Raw genomic sequence first — 17818 nt, 5'->3', positions numbered from 1 at the left:
GGAACGGAAGGCGGCGGAAACCGCTCTCCTACCGCGCCCCGAGCCGCTGGTCGAGCCGCGCTTCCATCGCCTTCAACCGTCTGGCGCGCTTGCGGGACACCACGGCGCGCCACACCCAGCCCGTCACCAGCCAGCCGACCAGCGGGGTGCAGAGCGAGAGCACGAGATAGCCGAGGATGGTCGCAGCGCCGACCTCGTAGGCCATCGTCAACCACGCCCAGGCGCCGCTATCGGCCTGCGATGCGGCGATGCTCGCACTGGCGGCATCGAAGCGCAGGAAGAACTCGCCGATGCGGTTGGCGATCACCAGCCAGAAGGGCAGCGTGAAGGGGTTGGTGACGAAGGTCACCAGCGCGGCGAGCGGCACATTGGCGCGCGTCGGCAGGGCGAGGAAGGCGGAGAGGAAGATCTGCCCGATGGGAATGATGAAGGCCGCGAACAGCCCGAGCGCCACTCCGCGCGGCACCGAGCGGCGGGTGAAGCGCCACAGTTCGGGCGAGAGGAAGCGGTGGGCGATGGGCGCAAGATACTTGTTCTGCGCCATCTCCTCGCGCGTGGGCGTGTTCTTGCGGATCACGTCCGTCGCCCAGGCCTTGGCACGCGGGGCCAGACGGGCCTTGGCAGGCGGCGGCACGCTCATGCGCGGGGGCTTTCGCAGGCGGGAAGGTTCGGCGCGGGGGACATGACATGCATATGGGTAGCAAACGGGAGGTGACCAGTGGGTGAATCTGCGGCCCTCGTTAAAACTCCTAACCGCGCTCGCGCATCAGGCGCGCCTTGTCGCGTTTCCAGTCGCGCTCCTTGATGCTGGCGCGCTTGTCGTGCGTCTGCTTGCCCTTGGCGAGCGCGAGCTCGACCTTCGCGCGGCCGGTGCGGTTGAAGTAGATCGACAGCGGCACCAGCGTCATGCCCTTGCGCTCGACCGCCCCGAACAACCGCTCGATCTCGCGTTCGTGGAGCAGCAGCTTACGCGGGCGGCGCGGTTCGTGGTTGAGGCGGTTGCCGTGCGAGTATTCGGGGATGTTGGCATTGACCAGCCACACCTGCCCGTCGCGCACTTCGGCATAGCTTTCGGCAATGCTCGCCTCGCCCGCCCGCAATGCCTTCACCTCGGTGCCCGACAGCGCGAGCCCGGCCTCGTAGGTGTCCTCGACATAGTAATCGAACCGCGCCCGGCGGTTCTCGGCGACGATCTTCACTTTGTCGAAGGTGACGGGTTTGGGGCGTGCCATAAGGGGGGGCGATGTAGGCGCGGATCGGGCAAAAAGCGAGGCCCTTTGCGCTTCGACGCGTCGCAGGGTAGCATCGGCTCGGGGCAACACGGGGAACAGCGCGCAATGACCACGCCGCAGCCTTTCATCATCGCAGGCGAGAGCATCGCGCCCGGCGCCCAAGCCGACGTCGCCTTCCCGATCACCACCATGGCCACCGGCACCACCTCCAGCCTCGCGGTGCGGGTGATCCACGGCGCCAAGGCAGGCCCGGCGGTGTTCGTGAGCGCGGCGATCCACGGCGACGAGATCATCGGCACCGCCGTCATCCAGCGCCTCGCGCAAGCGCTCAAGCCCGAGGCGCTGGCGGGGACGGTGCTGCTGGTGCCGGTCGCCAACATCTTCGGCTTTCTCAGCGGTTCGCGCTACCTGCCCGACCGGCGCGACCTCAACCGCAGCTTCCCCGGTAGCGCCGGGGGATCGCTCGCAGGCCAGCTCGCGCATATCTTCTACCGCGAGGTCGTCGCCCGGTGCCAGCTCGGTATCGACATCCACTCGGCCGCGATCCACCGCTACAACCTCCCCCAGATCCGCATCGCCGCGGGCAACCGCAATCTCGTCGAGCTCGCGATGGCCTTCGGTGCCCCCGTCATCATCGAGAGCCCATTGCGCGACGGCTCCTTGCGCGATCTTGCCCAGCAGAAGGGGGTCGACATGCTGCTGATGGAGGCAGGCGAGGCGCTGCGGTTTGACCGCCTCTCGATCGAGACCGGCGTCGAGGGTGTCACCCGCGTCCTCGCCCATCTCGGCATGGTCGAGGCCGACGATGGCCTCACCACCGTCGGCATCCCCGCCCGCGCCAACCGCACCACCTGGGTGAGAGCCCCGCGCGGCGGGGTGATGCAGGCAGTCTGCGCCTCGGGCGATCCGGTGAGGAAGGGCGACGTGCTCGCCACCGTCGCCGGGCTGTTCGGCGAGGAGGCCGAGGCGCTCGTCAGCCCGGTCGACGGGATCGTCATCGGCCACGCCACCCTGCCCGTGGTTCACCAGGGCGACGCGCTGTTCCACATCGCCGCGATCGACCACCCCGAACGCGTCGGCGCGCAGATCGACTCGATCACCGAGGCGATCCTCGCAAGCGAACCGCAAGGCAGCGCGCAGGGGATGCTCGACGAGGACGAGGTGGTTTAGATCAAGTCGTGCTTCTTCATCAAAGCTTCAATGCGAGGCACCATGGCAGAACCGATGTTCGGTTTAGTCACCCACCCCATGATTATTGGCCTACCGTGTTCTTGCATGAGGTGGCTGATGTTCTGCATCCGATAGACGATGGCGGTTCTGTTTCGTCCTGGTGCTGCCTTCAGCCCACGGGCAATGAATACATCTTTCGATATGTTCTTTTTCGTGCCGCCTCGCGCAACCATATCTGCATAGATTTCTACGCAGCACTCAAGTTCTTCGTCCGTCCAGGGTTCATCATGTTTCGAGGCCATCATCGTCTCGCAAGCAAAGGGTTTGCCTACGAAACTATACAGTTAGGACGCCTGCGCTGACCAGCGCCTCGTCCACAGCCTTCTTCGCCTCGTCCGAACACTCGACCAGCGGCAGGCGCACCTCTGGCTCGATCCAGTCGTGCACGCGGGAGAGCGCATATTTCACCGGCGCAGGGGAGGCGTCCGAGAACATCGCATAGTGCAGCGGGAACAGGCGGTCGTTCAATTGCCGTGCCTTCTTCAGCTCGTTCGCGGCAATCGCCTCGTGGAACTCGGCGCACAGCTTGGGCGCGACATTCGCCGTCACCGAGATGCACCCGCGCCCGCCTGCCGCCGCGTGGGGCAGCCACAGCTCGTCATTGCCCGACAATTGGCAGAACTCGCGCCCGATCCCCATGCGGTGGTCGGCGACGCGGCTGAGGTCGCCGCTGGCGTCCTTGATGGCGATGATCTTCTCTGGGTACTTGCGCACCAGCTCGACCACGGTGTCATCCAGAATGTCGGTCACTGTGCGCCCGGGCACGTTGTAGAGCACGATCGGCAGCTCGCAGTTTTCGGCGAGGTAGCTGAAATGGGCGATCAGCCCGCGCTGGCTCGGGCGGTTGTAATAGGGGGCGACGCAAAGCCCCGCTGCCGCGCCCGCCTTCTTGGCGAAGGTCATGTGGAGCTGGGCGTTGCGCGTATCGTTCGACCCGCAACCCGCGATCACCGGCACGCGGCCCGCGGCCTGCTCGATGCACACCTCGATCACGCGGTGGTGCTCGGCGTTGGAGAGGGTCGAGGCCTCCCCCGTCGTCCCGCACGGCACCAGCGCAGCAGAGCCGTTCTCGATCTGCCAATCGACCAGACGGCGGAAGGCAACCTCGTCGAACGCCCCACCGCGAAAAGGAGTCACAAGAGCGGGTATCGATCCGCTGAACATTGCCTTTGTCCTGCCTTCATCTCTAGATACGGGAATACAGGGGTTCCTCCCCCCGTTACCCTTCACGTTCACCGCCTGATAAGGAGCCGGTAGGCACTATGTCCAGCATGGGCTGCAAGTTGTTGAATACCCGTCGGATATATGCTGCGATTCTCGGTGCTTCCGCGCTGGCGGGGGCGGCTGTGCCGGCCGCCGCGCAGGACTGGAGCGGCGGGCAGGATCTGGTCGCCCGTCAGCCGGGTGCGGTCGATGCCGCGATCGCACGCTGGGAGACGTTGCAGGCGAGCCGCACCCACGCCTTTGCCGACTATGCCGGTTTCGTGCTCGCCTACCCCACTTTCCCCAAGACCGACATCCTGCGCCTGCGCGCCGAGGCCGCGCTCGAGAACGAGGCGCCCTCCCAGGCCGAGGTGCTGCGCTTCTTCGACGCCCATCCCCCGCTCACCAACCCCGCCCGTGCGCGCTATGCCCTCGCGCTCGCCGCGATGCAGCGCCCCGAGGCGCTGGAGGTGGCGAGGAAGGCGTGGCGCGGCGGGCAGATGGCCGATCCGGTCGAGCTCTATCTGGCCGGGCTCTACGGCGCGCAGTTCACGTCTGAGGATCACGCGGTGCGGGTCGATGCGCTGCTGTGGCAGGGCAAGCCCGATGCCGCCTCGCGCATGGTGGTGAACCTGCCCGAGGAGGTGCGCGCGATGGCGCTCGCGCGGATCGCGCTGCTGCGCGGGACCCGGCCCGAGGCGGCGGGGATCGCCGTTCCCTCAGGGGCCGAGGCCGATCCGGGCTATGTCTTCAATCTCGTCAAGATGCTGCGCGCGAGCGGGCAGAATTACGAAGCCGCGCGGGTCTTCACCAGCCGCCCTGCCTTCGTGCGCCCGGCGCTCGACCCGGAGGCCTTCGTCGGCCAGCTGCTCGGGCTTGCCGAGGATCTCGGCCCCTCCGAGGCGGCGCAGATCGCGGCGCGCAGTGGCGATCTCTTCGCGCCCGACACCGACCTGTCGCAGACCAGCTTCACCTTGCGCGACCGCCTGACCGACCTGATGTGGAAGGGCGGCACCAATGCGCTCTGGCGGCTGGGTGACGGCACCACCGCCGCGCCGCTCTTCGCGCGCTATGGCGATGCCGCCAAGACCCCGCTGACCAAGGCCAAGGGCTATTACTGGGCAGGCCGCGCGGCACAGCAGGCGGGCGATTCCGCGGGCGCGACGCGCTGGTTCGAAATGGCCGCGCGCTGGCCGGATTATTACTATGGCCAGCTGGCCTTGAGCGCGCTCGGCCGCCCGATGCCCGCCTTCGCCGCCCTCCCCCAGCCGCGCATGGAAGCCTCCGCGCGCGCCGAATTCGAAGCGCGCCCCGTCGTCCAGGCGATCCGCGTGCTGGCGAAGAACCGCCGCGACTGGCGCACCGAGCGCCGCTTTTTCGAAGCCCTCGGAGACGAGTGCGACACGCCCAATGAAATGCTTATGGCGGGGATGCTCGCCAAGGAAGTCGGGCTCGACGAGATGGCGGTCGTCCTCGGCCTCAAGATGGGCGAGGTCGGGGTCGCGGGGCTGGAGCGGATCGGTTTTCCCACTGTCGCCACGCCGCCCGCCGTCAATGACTGGGTGATGGTCCACGCCATCGGCCGGCAGGAAAGCGAGTTCGACCGCACGCGTGAAAGCCATGCGGGTGCGCGCGGGATCATGCAGCTGATGCCGGGCACCGCGCGCGAGCAGGCGGGTAAGCTGGGGGTGCAATATCTCTCGGCCGATCTGACCGGATCGCCCGCCTATAATATCCAGCTGGGCGATGCCTATTTCGCGCGGATGCTCGCCTATTATGGCGGCTCCTACCCGCTGGCGATCGGGGCCTATAATGCCGGGCCGGGCCGGGTGAACCAGTGGCTCCGCCTCAACGGCGACCCGCGCACCGGGGCGATCGGCTGGGCGGAATGGATCGAGAAGATCCCCGCCAATTTCGAGACCCGCTATTACATCATGCGCGTGATCGGCAATGCGGTGACCTATTCGCACATGTATCCCGAGCAGGCGGGGCTGCCGCGCACCGTCGACTCGTTCTTGCGCTGAGGCTGCTCGTGAAGCCAGCGGGGCCTCCGATCACGCCTCAGGGGATGGCGGCCTTGAAGGCACGCTATGACCACCTGCTCGGCACCGAGCGCCCGGCGATTGTCGAGATCGTCAGCTGGGCGGCGGGCAACGGCGACCGCAGCGAGAACGGCGACTATCTCTACGGCCGCAAGAAGATGCGCGAGATCGACCGCGAGCTGGCGCATCTGGCGCGGCGGATGAAGGTGCTGCGGGTGGTCGATCCCGCCGCACAGGTCGACCGCGCCCGCGTGTTCTTCGGCGCGAAGGTCACCATCGCGGACGAGGACGACAACCACCAGACCGTGACGCTGGTGGGCGACGATGAACAGGACGCAGGCGCAGGCCGCATCGGCTGGAACTCCCCGATGGCGCGCGCGCTGCGGGGGGCCTCTGTGGGCGATGTGCGGGTGGTGGCCCTTCCCTCGGGCACCCGCGAGTGGGAAGTCATGGCAATCGCTTACGACTGAGGCGCGCGGGCGAGATATTGCGGGGGCACATGGTCGGTCAGCCACACCCCGTTGCTCGACAATGCGAAAGCATGACCGTCCGCTACCATCGCCGCGGCATCGACCGTCAGGATCACCGCCTCCCCCCGCCGCGCGCCGACCTTGCCCGCCGTTTCAATGTCGGCGGAGAGGTGGACGTGGTGGCGCTGCTGCTTCGTCAGCCCCTCGCGTCCGATCGCTTCAAGGAACCGCTCCACGGTGCCGTGATAGAGCACCGGCGGGGGCGTTGCCGCTTCCCAGCTCCCAGCGACCGCGACCGAGTGCCCCTGCCGCGCGCGGATGCGCTCGCCAACGGGCGACAGCTCGAAGCGGCGCTTGCCGTTCTCCTCCACGACTGCGCGCAGCAGCACTTCGGAGGTCTCCAGCCCCTCGCGCGCCAGAGCCGCAAGCACGCCTGCGACCGGGGCCCAGCCTGCCGCGTCGAGCGTCAGCCCACCCTTCTCCGGCGCGTGGCGGAGCCAGTAGGACAGGGCCCGCGAGCGCTTGGCGTGTTCCTTCGACATGCGGCAAGCTGTTGCAAATTCGCCGTCCTTGGGCAATCGCAGGATCGATGTTCGCGCGCCTGCCGGTTCTCGCCCTCCTCGCCCTCGCCGCCGCGCCGCTCGCCGCGCGCGAGAGCCTTGGCGTCTATGACAGCTGGGCGGCGTTCCGCGATGCCTCTCCGGCGCGCTGCTATGCGATTGCCAAGGCGCAAGCGAAGACCGCTGCGCCCGCCTATGCCACCGTCTCGCTGTGGCCGGGCAAGGGCGTGCGCGGTGCCGTGCATCTGGTGCTGAGCCGCGAGGTCGCCGACAAGGCCCGCCTTCGGCTCACCTTGGGCGACAAGCGCTTCGATCTCGTCGCCAAGGGCCGCAACGCCTGGGCGGCGGACGCGCGAGGGGATGCGGCGATTGTCGCGGCGATGCGCTCGGCGAGCCGCATGAGCGTCTCGGGCGGCGGCTTCACCGACCGCTACACGCTTGAAGGCGCGGCGACGGCTATCGACGCGGCGACCGTGGGGTGTGCCAAGCGCTGACTCGCCAAACCGGCGAAGGGGCATTATATGCGCAGCCCTCATGGCCGATACCGCACTCATGACCATCCCGGGCCTCGTCGACCCGGTGCCCGCCGCGCGCGACATCACGCCGCGCGCTGACGGGCGTGTCGACCTCATCGGCCTGCCTCGCCCGCGCATCCGCGAAATCTTCGAAGAGGCGGGGCTCGACGCCAAGCAGGCCAAGCTGCGCGCCAAGCAGGTGTTCCACTGGCTCTATCATCGCGGCGTCACCGATTTCGAGGCGATGACCGACATCGCCAAGCCGATGCGCCCGTGGCTGGCGACACGCTTCGTGATCGGCCGCCCCGATGTGGTCGAGGCGCAGCATTCGGTCGACGGCACCCGCAAGTGGCTGCTGCGCACGGCTGACGGCCACGATTTCGAAATGGTGTTCATCCCCGACGAGACGCGCGGCACCTTGTGCGTCTCCTCGCAGGTCGGCTGCACCCTCACCTGTTCTTTCTGCCACACCGGCACGATGAAGCTCGTCCGCAACCTCACCCCCGGCGAGATCGTCGGTCAGGTGATGCTAGCGCGCGATGCGCTCGGCGAATGGCCGCGCGGGACGATGGTCTCCGACGCCGACGTGATCGACGAGGACGATGAAGCGGGCCACTACACCGCCGATGGCCGCCTGCTCACCAACATCGTGATGATGGGCATGGGCGAGCCGCTCTACAATTTCGATCACGTGCGCGATGCGCTCAAGCTGGTGATGGATGGCGACGGCCTTGCCCTCTCCAAGCGGCGCATCACGCTGTCGACCAGCGGCGTCATCCCGATGATGGAGCGCTGCGGCGAGGAGATCGGGGTGAACCTCGCGGTATCCCTGCACGGCGTGCGCAAGGAGGTGCGCGACGAGCTGGTGCCGCTCAACAAGAAATACGGCATCGACGACCTGCTGCAGGCCTGCGCCGACTACCCCGGCGCCTCCAACGCACGGCGCATCACCTTCGAATACGTCATGATCAAGGACAAGAACGACAGCGACGATGACGCGCGCGAGCTTGTCCGGCTGCTGCGCGAATACAACCTCCCCGCCAAGGTGAACCTGATCCCCTTCAACCCCTGGCCCGGCGCGGGCTACGAGACCTCGGCGCCGGAACGCATCCGGCGCTTCTCCGAGATCGTCTTCGAGGGCGGCTTCTCCGCTCCCGTCCGCACCCCGCGCGGGCGCGACATCGATGCGGCTTGCGGGCAATTGAAGACCGCGGCCGAGAAGAAGTCCCGCGCCCAGCGCGACCGTGAAGCCGCCGCTGCTGCCGCCGCGCTCGATTGACGCTGCGCAGCGCGGGGCGTAACCTTCGCGCGTTCCTTGGGGAGGATCCTAGTGGCATCTCGCGCATCCCGGCTCGCGCTCGCCTTCGGCGCGCTGGCACTCGTCACCGCCACCCTGCCCGCGCAGGCGCAGTTCAGCGGCATCCTCGGCAGCGGCAAGCGCGGCGCGGACAAGGCCGACGCCTGCGGCAAGGGCAAGAAGGGCGACAAGGGGCGCGGCGTGCTCGGCGGTATTCTCGGCGGCGCGGTCGACGAGGTGACGCGCAGCGCGCGCCTGCCCTCCTTTGTGCCGGTGCCCAGCTTCTCCGACCAGATCACCGAAAGCATCGCCTGCAAGCTCGATCCCGAGGAGCAGAAACAGGCCGCCGAAGCCACGCTCGAGGCGACGCGTGCCGCCGATGGCGGAGCCCAGCCCGAAGTCGGCGCGAGCGCGCAGTGGACCTCGGCCAGCCGCGAGAATGTCAGCGGCACCTCGACCGTCACCGCCCGTGACAACGCGGCGGACGGCGCGCGCGACTGCATCACCGTCACCGATGTCGTCATCATCGAGGGCGAGGAAACCCGCGCCGAGAAACGCATGTGCCGCGCGCCGAGCTCTGCGCGCTATTCGATCGTCGCGTGATGCGCGTCGCGGGTGCCCTTGCGGCCTTGGCGCTGCTGACAGGCGCCGCGCCGGCGATGGACCCGGACAACCCGACCTGCCCCGCCGCGCCCGACTTCGGCCCGGCCACCAAGATGACCCTCACCCCGGCCGACAAGGGCGGCAAGCGCGTGCTGCTTGCCGAAGGGATGGTCGATGCAACCCTCCCCGCGCGCCTCAAGGCCGCGATCGAGGCCGACGAGAAGATCGAGGAAGTCTGGCTGCGCAGCAGCGGCGGCAATGCCCGCGCCGGGAACGAGGCGGGCAGGGTGATCCGCTCCTATCGTGGGATGCTCACCCGCATCCCTACCGGCTGGGCGTGCTTTTCGGCCTGCAACTTCGTGTTCATGGGCGGCGACCGGCGGGTGGTCGACGAAGGCGGCGTGTTCATGGTCCACATGTTCACCCACACCGGCGACCGCGCGCTGATCGACGAGGTGGTGATCGAGGGCAGCAAGGCGACCACCGAACTGATCGGCAGCATCGAACAATCCTCCGCGCTGCTGGCGAGCGAGGACAATGACTTCCTGATCCGCATGGGGATCAGCCGCAAGCTGCTCACCGACATCATGTATCGCCAGCAGGCGGTGAAGAGCGAGGACAACCCCTCGACCCGCTACTGCCTCAGCCAGGCCGAGGTGCGGCAATACAACGTGATGCCGGAAGAAAAGTCCGCGCCGTGACAGCCGCGTGAGCACCGATCCCGACACCATCGCCTTCTATCAGGCCCGCGCGCCGCATTACGTGCTGAAGTTCGGACAGGCGCACAGCTATCAGCTCGACCCCTTCCTCGACCGGCTGCCGGCCGGTGGCTGCGTGCTCGAACTGGGCTGCGGCGGGGGACAGGATGCGGCGCGGATCGCCGCGCGCGGGTTCAGCGTCGATGCGACCGACGCGACCCCCGCCATGGTCGCCAAGGCCAACGAGCGCTGGGGCGTGGGCGCGCGGGTGATGGCTTTCGGCGAGCTCGCGGCCGAAGCGGCCTATGACGGCGTCTGGGCCCATGCGAGCCTGCTCCACGCCCCGCGCGCCGCGCTCCCCGACATCCTCGCCCGCATCGACCGCGCGCTGCGGCCCGGCGGCTGGTTCTTCGCCAGCTACAAGCTGGGCGAGGCCGAGGGGCGCGATGCGCTCGGGCGCTTCTACAACTTCCCCCCGGCCGACTGGCTTGCCGCGCAATACGAAGCCGTGCAGGGCTGGGAAATTGCCGAGAGCCGACAATACACCGCCAGCGGGTTCGACAATGTCACCCGCGACTGGATCGACCTGATTGCGAGGAAAGCATGACCCGCTGGACCATCGAGGCCGTCTGTGCCGGCACCGCCCGCCCCTTCCTCGGCGCCGAGACCAGCGCAATCCAGAAGCGCCCGCAGGAGGGCCCGGTCCAGATCCATGCCGAGGGCCTCGCCCCCGACGAGCAGGCCGACCGCCGGGTGCATGGCGGGCCGGAGATGGCGCTCCACCTCTATCCGCTCGATCACCATGACTGGTGGCGTGGGGCAATCGGCGATCACCCGGCGCTGGACGAACCCGGCGGCTTCGGCTCCAACCTCGGCTTGCGCGGGCTGACCGAGGAGCACGTCCACATCGGCGACCGCTTCCGCTGTGGAACCGCGCTGATCGAGGTCAGCCAGCCGCGCCAGCCGTGCTGGAAGATCGAGCACCGCTTCGGCCACAAGGGCATGGTCGCCGCGATCATCACATCCGGGCGCGCGGGCTGGTATTTCCGGGTGATCGAGCCGGGCGAGGTCGCCGCGGGCGACTCGCTCGAGCGCGTATCGCTCGGCGCGCAGGATTGGAGCATCGCGCGGGTGTTCCGCGCGCTGGTGACCGGCAAGGCCACACGCTCAGAGCTGGCCGAACTCGCCGCGCTCGATACGCTGACACCGCGCCTGCGCGAGCGCGCTGCAGCCAAGCTTGCGTGAAGCACGGTTCATCGGAAAAGCTCTCCAGCTGAACAAATCCTGCTGTTTCCTGAAACGCTCGTTCAGCCAGCGTTCGCGTTAGCTGAACGAAAAGGGGGTCGCTCCACAGCGGAGCCGCCACAAGGACACAGACCATGAAACACCTCGCCCTGCTTGCCGCCGCTGGTTCGATGGCTGCCTTCGCCGCTCCGGTGCAGGCTGCCGAGCTGCCCGGTGCCCCCTCGCCGCTGTTCGCCAGCTACAACGCCGCTCCCGCCTATGCCCCCGTCGCCGCCTATGGCGATGACGACTGGCGCGATGACCGCCGCGACTGGCGCCGCGATGGCCGCGACTGGCGCCGCGATCGCCGCGAGTGGCGCGATGATCGCCGCGACTGGGAGCGCGAACGCCGCCTGAGCCGCCGCGACCGCGTGTGGCGCGGCGAGGATGGCCGCTACTACTGCCGCCGCGACAACGGCACCACCGGCCTCGTGGTCGGCGCGATCGGCGGGGCCCTTCTGGGCCGCACCATCGACCGCTGGGGCGACCGCTCGGCCGGTACCCTGCTCGGCGCGATCGGCGGCGGTCTGCTCGGCCGCGAGATCGACCGCGGCGAAGCGCGCTGCCGCTAAGCCGGGCTGATCAGGGGCGGGCGTCCACCTTGCCGGACGCCCGCTCCGCCGCCGCCCCCTTCCCCCGCTGGCGGGGCAATGCCAGCCAACACCACTGAAAGCAGGCAAACCGAAAGGAGAACTGCCGTGAAGAAAGTCGCACTCATCCTCGCCGCCGGAGCCATGACGCTGCCGATGGCAATCCCCGCCCAGGCCGCGCCGCTGGCGCGCCCTGCACCGAGCGCCCCGTCCGCCTTTGCGGGGATCGAGGCCAGCTCGCTGCCGGGAGACAACACTGCCGAGCACCGCAAGCGCAAGCGTCACCCGGTCTACGATTCGCGCGGGCGCTATTACGAACCGCGCCGCCTGAGCCGCGGCGACCGGATCTGGCGCGACGGGGACCGCTACTATTGCCGCCGCGACAACGGGACCACGGGTCTCGTGATCGGTGCCGGCGTCGGCGCGCTGCTCGGCCGGACGGTCGACACCCGCGGTGACCGCACCGTCGGCACCCTGCTCGGCGCGATTGGCGGCGGCCTCATCGGCCGCGAAATCGACCGCGGGGAGCTGCGCTGCCGCTAAGCCTCTCAGGGGCGCGCGTCCCTCTCCCCGATTGAAGCGCGCGCGCCCCCCTGTTAGCGCTTCTGTCATGCCCCTCTCCCCCGACAGCAGCGCAACCACCCCTCGCCCCGCCGTTCTCGTGACCGGCGGGGCGACCCGTATCGGCGCCGCGATCTCGCGCCGCTTTGCCGCCGCGGGCTGGCACACGGTGATCCATCACCGGAGTTCCGCAGGCGAGGCCGAGGCACTCGCCGCCCAGCTCCCCAGCGCCGAGACGATCGCTTTCGACCTTGCCGACGAACAGGACGCGATTGCCGCCATCACCGAATTGGCCGCGCGCACACCCGGCTGGCGCTGCCTCGTCAATTCGGCCTCGGTTTTCGATTACGACCCTGTAACCGGATTGGACCCGGCAACGAACCGGGCGGCGATGCAGATCAACGCCCTCGCCCCCGCCGCCCTCGCGCAGGCCTTCATCGCGCTCACCGCGAGGGCGCAGGGCGTGCGCTGCGTGATCAACGTCACGGACATGAAAATTGAAAATACGAACCCCGATTTCTTCAGTTACACCATGTCCAAACACGCGCTGGCAGCCACCATCGGCATGCTGGCCAAGGGGAATTTCGAAGGGGACGTGCGCGCTTATGGCATCGCCCCGGGTGCCGTGCTGGCGAGCCACGACCAGCGCGAGGAGGAGACCGAGATTTCGCACCGGATGAACCTCCTCGCCCGCAAGACCGGGCCCGACGAGATCGCAGAAGCCGCGCTGTTCCTCGCCGGCGGCGCGCTCGCGAGCGGGCAGAGCCTGTTCATCGACAGCGGCCAGCACCTGATGGACCAGCCGCGCGACGTCATCTGGCTGGCCAGAGAACAACAGGCCTGAGGGGGATTTGATGGCCAAGAAGCATGCTCTGACAACCCGCCTGTGGCACTGGGTGAACGCGGTCGCGATCATCGTGCTGTTCATGACCGGCCTCAACATCTCGAACGCGCACCGCAACCTCTACTGGGGCCATTACGGCTTCGACCCGGCCGACGCGTGGCTCCACGTGATCCGCTTCCCGGGCTGGGCGACGATCCCGGGGCATTACAACCTCGCCCTTGCGCGCGACTGGCACATCACCATGGCGTGGCCCTTCGGCGTGGGCGTGCTGTTCATCTGGGTCGCGATGCTGTGGAACGGCCACTTCCGCCGCGACCTGATGACGAAGCCAAAGGACTGGACGCCCGGTGCAGTGATCGCCTCGATCAAGGCGCATTCGGGCGCGGGCGCGGGCGCGCATCACGGCTATAATCCGGTCCAGAAGATCCTCTACGGCGGCGTCTTCGGCGTGCTGCTGCCGTTGATCCTGCTGACGGGCCTCGCCATCAGCCCAGGCTCGGGCGGCTATGCGCCGTGGCTGATCGACCTGTTCGGCGGCCGCCAGAGCGCGCGCTCGCTGCACTTCATCGCCGCATGGGGCATCTTCGGCTTCTTCGTGATCCACATCCTGCTGGCGCTGACCGACTGGCGGCTGATCCTCGAGATGTTCACCGGCGGCAAGCGTCCCGCCGAAGGCGCAGCCGAGGCGCCCCCTCCGGCCCCGCCCGTCCCTGCCGCCACCGACGAAGGAGTGCCCGCCCATGGTTGACCTGCCGCGCCGCTCGCTGCTTGCCGGGATGGCCGCCCTCGGCGCCTCGGCCTGCGCCAAGATCAACGACAGCGAGACCACCCAGGAGGTGTTCAAGGCCGCCGAGGACGGCCACCGCCTCCTCCACCGCGCGCTCGCGGGCAAGCAGGGGCTCGCCAAGGAATTCACCCGCGACCAGCGCTCGCCCACCTTCCGCGGCAATGGCTCGGTGACGGTCGCCGATCCCTTCTATCAGGAGCAGCTCGCCAAGGGCTTTCCCGACTGGAAGCTGGAAGTGAAGGGGCTGGTCGAAAAGCCGCTCGCATTGAGCCTCGCCGACATGAAGGGGATGCCCCAGCGCACCCAGATCACCCGCCACGACTGCGTCGAGGGCTGGAGCGCGATCGGCGAATGGCAGGGGGTGCAGCTGGGCCACCTGCTCGACATGGCGAAGGTGAAGAAGGAGGCGAAGTTCATCGTCTTCCGCTGCGCCGACCTCTACCGCGGCACGCCCTATTACGAGAGCATCGACATGGTCGACGCCTATCACCCGCAGACCATCATCGCCCACGCGCTGAACGGCGAGCCGCTGCCCGAGAAGAACGGCGCGCCCTACCGGATGCGGATCGAGCGGCAGCTGGGCTACAAGCAGGCAAAGTATCTGCAGGCGATCGAGGCGGTCACCAGCTTCGAGCAGATCGGCCAGGGCGGCGGCGGCCTGTGGGAGGATCTGGCCGGCTACCAGTGGTACGCTGGCGTTTGAGACCCTAGGGCAGGTCGCGCAGCGAGACCGCCCAGCCGTCCGCGATCATCTCTTCGAGCACGCCAAGATCGATGTCGGCGAGCTTGTTCACATAGATGCAGCTGGCCCCCTGGCTGAACTTCCCCAACCGCCCCAGCGCCTCCGCGCGGCGCGCCTCGTCCTCGGGTGCGGCGCATCCGGCGGACAGGTAGAGCGAATGCTTGGCCTTGCGCGGCGAGAAGCCAATCCTGAGCGAATGCACCCTGCGCCCGCTATCATAGGTTGTGGAATATTCGCCGTAGCCGATGATCGTCGGCCCCCACATCCGGGGCGTCGCGCCGGTCACCTTGCGGAACAGCGCGTCGAGCACGCGAGCATCCTCGCGCTTGGCGGGCGGCTCGACGTCCTCGATGAACGTCTCGACCGCAACATCGGTGATCGTCGTCTTCCCGTCGCCCATCTCTCGCCCTTCCGAACCGATGATTTTGCGAAAGCCCCCATCCCGGCTTAGCCTAACCTCTCAAGCATCCTAGAAAGAAGCACCATGAGCAAGCCTCTCCTCGACCGTTTCCTGTCCCGGGCCGTCAAGCAGGGCCGCCTCGGCATCGTCTTTGCCGACGGCTCTGCCAGCACCTATGGCACGAGCGCGGAGGGCTTCCCCGAAATCGTCCTGCGCTTCACCGACAATGCGGTCCCCCGTGACATCATCCTCGACCCGCGCCTTGGCGCGGCGGAGGCCTTCATCGACGGGCGGCTGCTGATCGAGGAGGGCGACGTGATGGGCCTCGTCAGCCTCCTCAGAATGAACGACCGCTGGGAGCGCGGCGGCAACAACCTGCGCCCCAAGCGCTTGAAGCGCCTGCTCAACAAGGCGAGTTTCGCGGCCGAGCAGTTCAACAACCGCGTCGGCTCGAAGAAGAACGTCGCGCACCACTACGACATCGGCAATGATCTGTATGCGCTGATGCTCGATCCCGAGCATTGGCAGTATTCCTGCGCCTACTGGGCCGAGGGCGTGACCACGCTGGGCGCGGCGCAGGAAGCGAAGCTGAAGCATATCGCGCGCAAGCTGCACCTCGAACCCGGGCAGGACGTGCTCGACATCGGCTGCGGGTGGGGCGGGATGGCGATCCACCTGGCGCGCGAGCACAACGTCCATGTCACCGGCATCACCCTGTCCGAGGAACAGGCCGCCCTCGCCCGCAAGCGCGTGCGCGAGGCTGGGGTGGCGGACCGGGTGACGATCCTGCTCGAGGATTACCGCGACACCGCCGCTTCGGGCCGCAAGTTCGACCGGATCGTCTCGGTCGGGATGTTCGAGCATGTCGGCCGCGCGCAGTTCGAGACCTTTTTCGAATCCTGCGCAAGGATGCTGGAGGCGGACGGGGTGATGCTGCTCCACACCATCGGCCGCTTCGGCAGCCCGGGCACCACCGATGCCTTCACCCGCAAATACATCTTCCCCGGCGGCTATATCCCGGCCTTGTCGGAGACGCTGGCAGCCTCCGAGAAATTCCGCCTGATCGCGACCGATATCGAGACCCTGCGCCTCCACTACGCCCACACGATCCGCGCGTGGTATGCCAAGTGCATGGAGCACCGCGAGCAGATCATCGCCCTCTATGACGAGAAGTTCTTCCGGATGTGGACCTTCTACCTCGCAGGCGCGGCGACGGTGTTCGAGCACGGGGGCATGGGCAATTACCAGATCCAGTACGTCCGCAGCCGCCGCGCGCTGCCGATCACGCGGGACTATCTGATCGGGAGCTAGCCCATCTCGGCCGCGCCGGGGCGCTGGCGCGGGCGGTAGACTGGCCCGAAGCCCATCAGCGCCGCGCCTGCCAGCGGGAGCGCGATCACCCACCAGCGGATGCCGGAGAGCGAATCCGGGCTGGTGATGGTCAGCCCCGCGGTCGCGCCCAGCCCCGCACAGATCGCCAGCACGCCGACGACGGCGCGCAGGCGCGGCACGGTGCGCCCGCCGCGCACGGGGCCGAAGCTCCTCTCGTGGCGCGCGAAGATGCCGATCAGCGGGAGTAGCGCAAGGATGTAGACCGCGATCCAGATCGGGCGCGTCACCCACCACTCGCCCGTCCCCGGCACCGGGCCGAGGCCCCAGCCGCCAAGGAGCAGCCAGTCCACGGTCATCACCAGCACGAAGGCGGTGAGGTGCCACAGGTAGACGGTCATGATCATCCCGTTCATAAGCACGGTCGCGGCCCAGACGGTCACGTTCTCGAGCATCCGCCGCCCCGCGCGCTCCAAAGCCAGCACCAGCCCCACCTGCACGCCCCCCAGCGCGAACAGCGCGAGCGTCGGCGGGAGCGAGTTGGAGAAGCCTCCCGGCGCGGAGACCATCGAGACGGGGTAGAAGCCGAAGACGGTGATCTTCACGAGGATCGCCAGCGACACCGCGAAGAAGCCCCAGGCGAACCACGCCTTCTCGAACTTCCCCGCCCGCCATGCGAAACCGAGCTGATGGATGGCGAGGAACACCCAGAGGAAATTGGTGAAGTTGACGTAGGGGACCTTCGCGGTGAAGGTCAGCCAGTCGGTCAGCATGGCAAGCGGCACGAACAGGGCGACGCTGACCCACCCCAGCCTGTCCCACAGCCTTTGCGCGAGCGGTGTGAAGGCGGTCACCAGCAGATAGACCGCGAGGAACCACACCGGGATCAGCGCCGCCTCGGTCGCCATGCGGATCTGGGCGCGCGGCAGGCCGACCTGGGTCATCACCACCGCGAGCCCCGCCCACAGCAAGAGCACCGGGAAGGTCGGGGTGATGAGGCGCTGCACCCGGCTCGCCAGCCAGTCGCGATAGACGCCGGGCTGGTCGGGCGCGGCCTTGGCGGTGGTCGCCCGCCAGCTCACCTGGTTAGCATAGCCGCCGACGAGGAAGAACACCGGCATCACCTGAAAGCCCCATGTGAGCCAATGCGCCCATTCGGAGATCGACAGCAGATCGCCGCGCCTGAGCTCGCCCGACGCGTCGATATAGAGCCCGGCCATCAGCCAGTGGCCGAACACTACCGCCATGATCGACACCGCGCGCAGAAAATCGACCCAGCGGTTGCGCTCGGGCGGGGTCATCACCGCCAGCTCGCGCGCCTTGCTCCACATTTGCAGCATTTTCAGACCCCTGTTCGCCCCGCACGGGGGCTGCCATCACGGATATTGTCTAACAGGTAATTCCTACCGCACGATTGCCAAGAGCGGCACA

Annotated in this window: 22 protein-coding genes; 15 read left to right on the top strand and 7 right to left on the bottom strand. The window is 68.0% G+C overall.

All coding sequences use genetic code 11. The features are described from left to right. Nucleotides 1–28 precede the first annotated feature (28 nt). Both PFX90_RS00310 and smpB read right to left on the bottom strand, forming a co-directional pair. Nucleotides 29–640 (bottom strand): DUF2062 domain-containing protein, encoded by a 612-nt coding sequence (locus PFX90_RS00310; protein ID WP_285709177.1) that lies wholly within the window; start codon nucleotides 638–640, stop codon nucleotides 29–31. A gap of 109 nt (nucleotides 641–749) precedes the next feature. Continuing rightward, nucleotides 750–1232 carry an SsrA-binding protein SmpB gene (smpB, locus tag PFX90_RS00305; protein WP_285709174.1) on the bottom strand — a complete coding sequence of 161 codons (483 nt, stop codon included), beginning with the start codon at nucleotides 1230–1232 and terminating at the stop codon, nucleotides 750–752. A 105-nt stretch (nucleotides 1233–1337) separates the two neighbouring features. Here smpB and PFX90_RS00300 point away from each other — a divergent pair, with 105 nt between their 5' ends. Then, nucleotides 1338–2402, top strand: coding sequence for a succinylglutamate desuccinylase/aspartoacylase family protein (locus PFX90_RS00300; RefSeq protein WP_285709171.1), 1065 nt, complete (start codon nucleotides 1338–1340; stop codon nucleotides 2400–2402). Here the strand turns inward: PFX90_RS00300 and PFX90_RS00295 are convergent. Both PFX90_RS00295 and dapA read right to left on the bottom strand, forming a co-directional pair. After that, a complete protein-coding gene (locus PFX90_RS00295) occupies nucleotides 2399–2707 on the bottom strand; it encodes a hypothetical protein (RefSeq protein WP_285709168.1) in 309 nt (102 codons plus the stop codon). The genes PFX90_RS00300 and PFX90_RS00295 overlap by 4 nt on opposite strands. 31 nt (nucleotides 2708–2738) lie before the next feature. Next, nucleotides 2739–3626 (bottom strand): 4-hydroxy-tetrahydrodipicolinate synthase, encoded by an 888-nt coding sequence (gene dapA, locus PFX90_RS00290; protein WP_285709166.1) that lies wholly within the window; start codon nucleotides 3624–3626, stop codon nucleotides 2739–2741. Nucleotides 3627–3808: 182 nt separating this feature from the next. On the opposite strand from dapA, the gene PFX90_RS00285 reads away from it, so the two are divergent. After that, entirely contained in the window at nucleotides 3809–5689 is a 1881-nt protein-coding gene (locus tag PFX90_RS00285) for a lytic transglycosylase domain-containing protein (RefSeq protein WP_285709163.1), read from the top strand. A gap of 8 nt (nucleotides 5690–5697) precedes the next feature. Further along, on the top strand, nucleotides 5698–6177 hold the full coding sequence (locus PFX90_RS00280; protein ID WP_285709161.1) for a GreA/GreB family elongation factor: 480 nt from the start codon (nucleotides 5698–5700) through the stop codon (nucleotides 6175–6177). On the opposite strand, the gene PFX90_RS00275 is transcribed toward PFX90_RS00280, so the two are convergent. After that, a complete protein-coding gene (locus PFX90_RS00275) occupies nucleotides 6168–6719 on the bottom strand; it encodes an RNA 2'-phosphotransferase (protein WP_285709158.1) in 552 nt (183 codons plus the stop codon). The two genes, PFX90_RS00280 and PFX90_RS00275, sit on opposite strands and share 10 nt — an antisense overlap. A gap of 47 nt (nucleotides 6720–6766) precedes the next feature. Between PFX90_RS00275 and PFX90_RS00270 the strand changes: the two genes are divergently transcribed. From PFX90_RS00270 to PFX90_RS00220, 11 genes are all read left to right on the top strand, one after another. Continuing rightward, nucleotides 6767–7231: a hypothetical protein gene (locus PFX90_RS00270; protein ID WP_285709156.1), complete on the top strand. Its 465-nt coding sequence runs from the start codon at nucleotides 6767–6769 to the stop codon at nucleotides 7229–7231. A gap of 40 nt (nucleotides 7232–7271) precedes the next feature. Then, nucleotides 7272–8531 carry a dual-specificity RNA methyltransferase RlmN gene (rlmN, locus tag PFX90_RS00265; RefSeq protein ID WP_285709153.1) on the top strand — a complete coding sequence of 420 codons (1260 nt, stop codon included), beginning with the start codon at nucleotides 7272–7274 and terminating at the stop codon, nucleotides 8529–8531. Nucleotides 8532–8582: 51 nt separating this feature from the next. Beyond that, the gene (locus PFX90_RS00260) at nucleotides 8583–9152 is read left to right on the top strand and encodes a hypothetical protein (RefSeq protein WP_285709150.1); all 570 of its coding nucleotides are present in this window, start codon (nucleotides 8583–8585) and stop codon (nucleotides 9150–9152) included. Further along, complete coding sequence (locus PFX90_RS00255; RefSeq protein ID WP_285711211.1) at nucleotides 9152–9853, top strand: COG3904 family protein; 702 nt, start codon at nucleotides 9152–9154, stop codon at nucleotides 9851–9853. The genes PFX90_RS00260 and PFX90_RS00255 overlap by 1 nt, the downstream gene beginning before the upstream one ends. A 7-nt stretch (nucleotides 9854–9860) precedes the next feature. Then, on the top strand, nucleotides 9861–10457 hold the full coding sequence (locus PFX90_RS00250; protein ID WP_285709147.1) for a class I SAM-dependent methyltransferase: 597 nt from the start codon (nucleotides 9861–9863) through the stop codon (nucleotides 10455–10457). Further along, nucleotides 10454–11095 carry an MOSC domain-containing protein gene (locus PFX90_RS00245; RefSeq protein ID WP_285709145.1) on the top strand — a complete coding sequence of 214 codons (642 nt, stop codon included), beginning with the start codon at nucleotides 10454–10456 and terminating at the stop codon, nucleotides 11093–11095. The genes PFX90_RS00250 and PFX90_RS00245 overlap by 4 nt, the downstream gene beginning before the upstream one ends. Nucleotides 11096–11229: 134 nt before the next feature. After that, nucleotides 11230–11706 (top strand): glycine zipper 2TM domain-containing protein, encoded by a 477-nt coding sequence (locus tag PFX90_RS00240; protein WP_285709142.1) that lies wholly within the window; start codon nucleotides 11230–11232, stop codon nucleotides 11704–11706. A 126-nt stretch (nucleotides 11707–11832) separates the two neighbouring features. Continuing rightward, nucleotides 11833–12267: a glycine zipper 2TM domain-containing protein gene (locus PFX90_RS00235; protein WP_285709140.1), complete on the top strand. Its 435-nt coding sequence runs from the start codon at nucleotides 11833–11835 to the stop codon at nucleotides 12265–12267. Between the two features lie 67 nt (nucleotides 12268–12334). Then, entirely contained in the window at nucleotides 12335–13129 is a 795-nt protein-coding gene (locus PFX90_RS00230; RefSeq protein WP_285709138.1) for an SDR family oxidoreductase, read from the top strand. 10 nt (nucleotides 13130–13139) lie between these two features. Next, a complete protein-coding gene (locus PFX90_RS00225; protein WP_285709135.1) occupies nucleotides 13140–13877 on the top strand; it encodes a cytochrome b/b6 domain-containing protein in 738 nt (245 codons plus the stop codon). After that, nucleotides 13870–14619: a molybdopterin-dependent oxidoreductase gene (locus PFX90_RS00220; RefSeq protein WP_285709132.1), complete on the top strand. Its 750-nt coding sequence runs from the start codon at nucleotides 13870–13872 to the stop codon at nucleotides 14617–14619. The genes PFX90_RS00225 and PFX90_RS00220 overlap by 8 nt, the downstream gene beginning before the upstream one ends. A gap of 4 nt (nucleotides 14620–14623) precedes the next feature. Here the strand turns inward: PFX90_RS00220 and PFX90_RS00215 are convergent, their stop codons facing one another. Further along, nucleotides 14624–15058, bottom strand: coding sequence for a DUF1801 domain-containing protein (locus PFX90_RS00215; RefSeq protein ID WP_285709131.1), 435 nt, complete (start codon nucleotides 15056–15058; stop codon nucleotides 14624–14626). Between the two features lie 84 nt (nucleotides 15059–15142). Here PFX90_RS00215 and PFX90_RS00210 point away from each other — a divergent pair, with 84 nt between their 5' ends. Further along, nucleotides 15143–16369, top strand: a complete 1227-nt coding sequence (locus tag PFX90_RS00210) for an SAM-dependent methyltransferase (protein WP_285709129.1) — start codon at nucleotides 15143–15145, stop codon at nucleotides 16367–16369. Here PFX90_RS00210 and PFX90_RS00205 read toward each other — a convergent pair. Continuing rightward, on the bottom strand, nucleotides 16366–17727 hold the full coding sequence (locus PFX90_RS00205; RefSeq protein WP_285709127.1) for an acyltransferase family protein: 1362 nt from the start codon (nucleotides 17725–17727) through the stop codon (nucleotides 16366–16368). The genes PFX90_RS00210 and PFX90_RS00205 overlap by 4 nt on opposite strands. Between the last annotated feature and the right edge of the window lie 91 nt (nucleotides 17728–17818).

The organism is Erythrobacter oryzae, assembly GCF_030271515.1.
In the GTDB taxonomy this organism is placed as follows: domain Bacteria; phylum Pseudomonadota; class Alphaproteobacteria; order Sphingomonadales; family Sphingomonadaceae; genus Erythrobacter; species Erythrobacter oryzae.
The sequence above is the reverse complement of the archived record's forward strand: the minus strand, read 5'-3'. Positions and strand labels throughout refer to the sequence as shown.

Coding starts and splice junctions, on each gene's coding strand:
- PFX90_RS00310 (WP_285709177.1), bottom strand. CDS start 640: ATGAGCGTGCCGCCGCCTGCCAAGGCCCGTCTGGCCCCGCGTGCCAAG.
- smpB (WP_285709174.1), bottom strand. CDS start 1,232: ATGGCACGCCCCAAACCCGTCACCTTCGACAAAGTGAAGATCGTCGCC.
- PFX90_RS00300 (WP_285709171.1), top strand. CDS start 1,338: ATGACCACGCCGCAGCCTTTCATCATCGCAGGCGAGAGCATCGCGCCC.
- PFX90_RS00295 (WP_285709168.1), bottom strand. CDS start 2,707: ATGATGGCCTCGAAACATGATGAACCCTGGACGGACGAAGAACTTGAG.
- dapA (WP_285709166.1), bottom strand. CDS start 3,626: ATGTTCAGCGGATCGATACCCGCTCTTGTGACTCCTTTTCGCGGTGGG.
- PFX90_RS00275 (WP_285709158.1), bottom strand. CDS start 6,719: ATGTCGAAGGAACACGCCAAGCGCTCGCGGGCCCTGTCCTACTGGCTC.
- PFX90_RS00270 (WP_285709156.1), top strand. CDS start 6,767: ATGTTCGCGCGCCTGCCGGTTCTCGCCCTCCTCGCCCTCGCCGCCGCG.
- rlmN (WP_285709153.1), top strand. CDS start 7,272: ATGGCCGATACCGCACTCATGACCATCCCGGGCCTCGTCGACCCGGTG.
- PFX90_RS00255 (WP_285711211.1), top strand. CDS start 9,152: ATGCGCGTCGCGGGTGCCCTTGCGGCCTTGGCGCTGCTGACAGGCGCC.
- PFX90_RS00245 (WP_285709145.1), top strand. CDS start 10,454: ATGACCCGCTGGACCATCGAGGCCGTCTGTGCCGGCACCGCCCGCCCC.
- PFX90_RS00240 (WP_285709142.1), top strand. CDS start 11,230: ATGAAACACCTCGCCCTGCTTGCCGCCGCTGGTTCGATGGCTGCCTTC.
- PFX90_RS00230 (WP_285709138.1), top strand. CDS start 12,335: ATGCCCCTCTCCCCCGACAGCAGCGCAACCACCCCTCGCCCCGCCGTT.
- PFX90_RS00225 (WP_285709135.1), top strand. CDS start 13,140: ATGGCCAAGAAGCATGCTCTGACAACCCGCCTGTGGCACTGGGTGAAC.
- PFX90_RS00220 (WP_285709132.1), top strand. CDS start 13,870: ATGGTTGACCTGCCGCGCCGCTCGCTGCTTGCCGGGATGGCCGCCCTC.
- PFX90_RS00215 (WP_285709131.1), bottom strand. CDS start 15,058: ATGGGCGACGGGAAGACGACGATCACCGATGTTGCGGTCGAGACGTTC.
- PFX90_RS00210 (WP_285709129.1), top strand. CDS start 15,143: ATGAGCAAGCCTCTCCTCGACCGTTTCCTGTCCCGGGCCGTCAAGCAG.
- PFX90_RS00205 (WP_285709127.1), bottom strand. CDS start 17,727: ATGCTGCAAATGTGGAGCAAGGCGCGCGAGCTGGCGGTGATGACCCCG.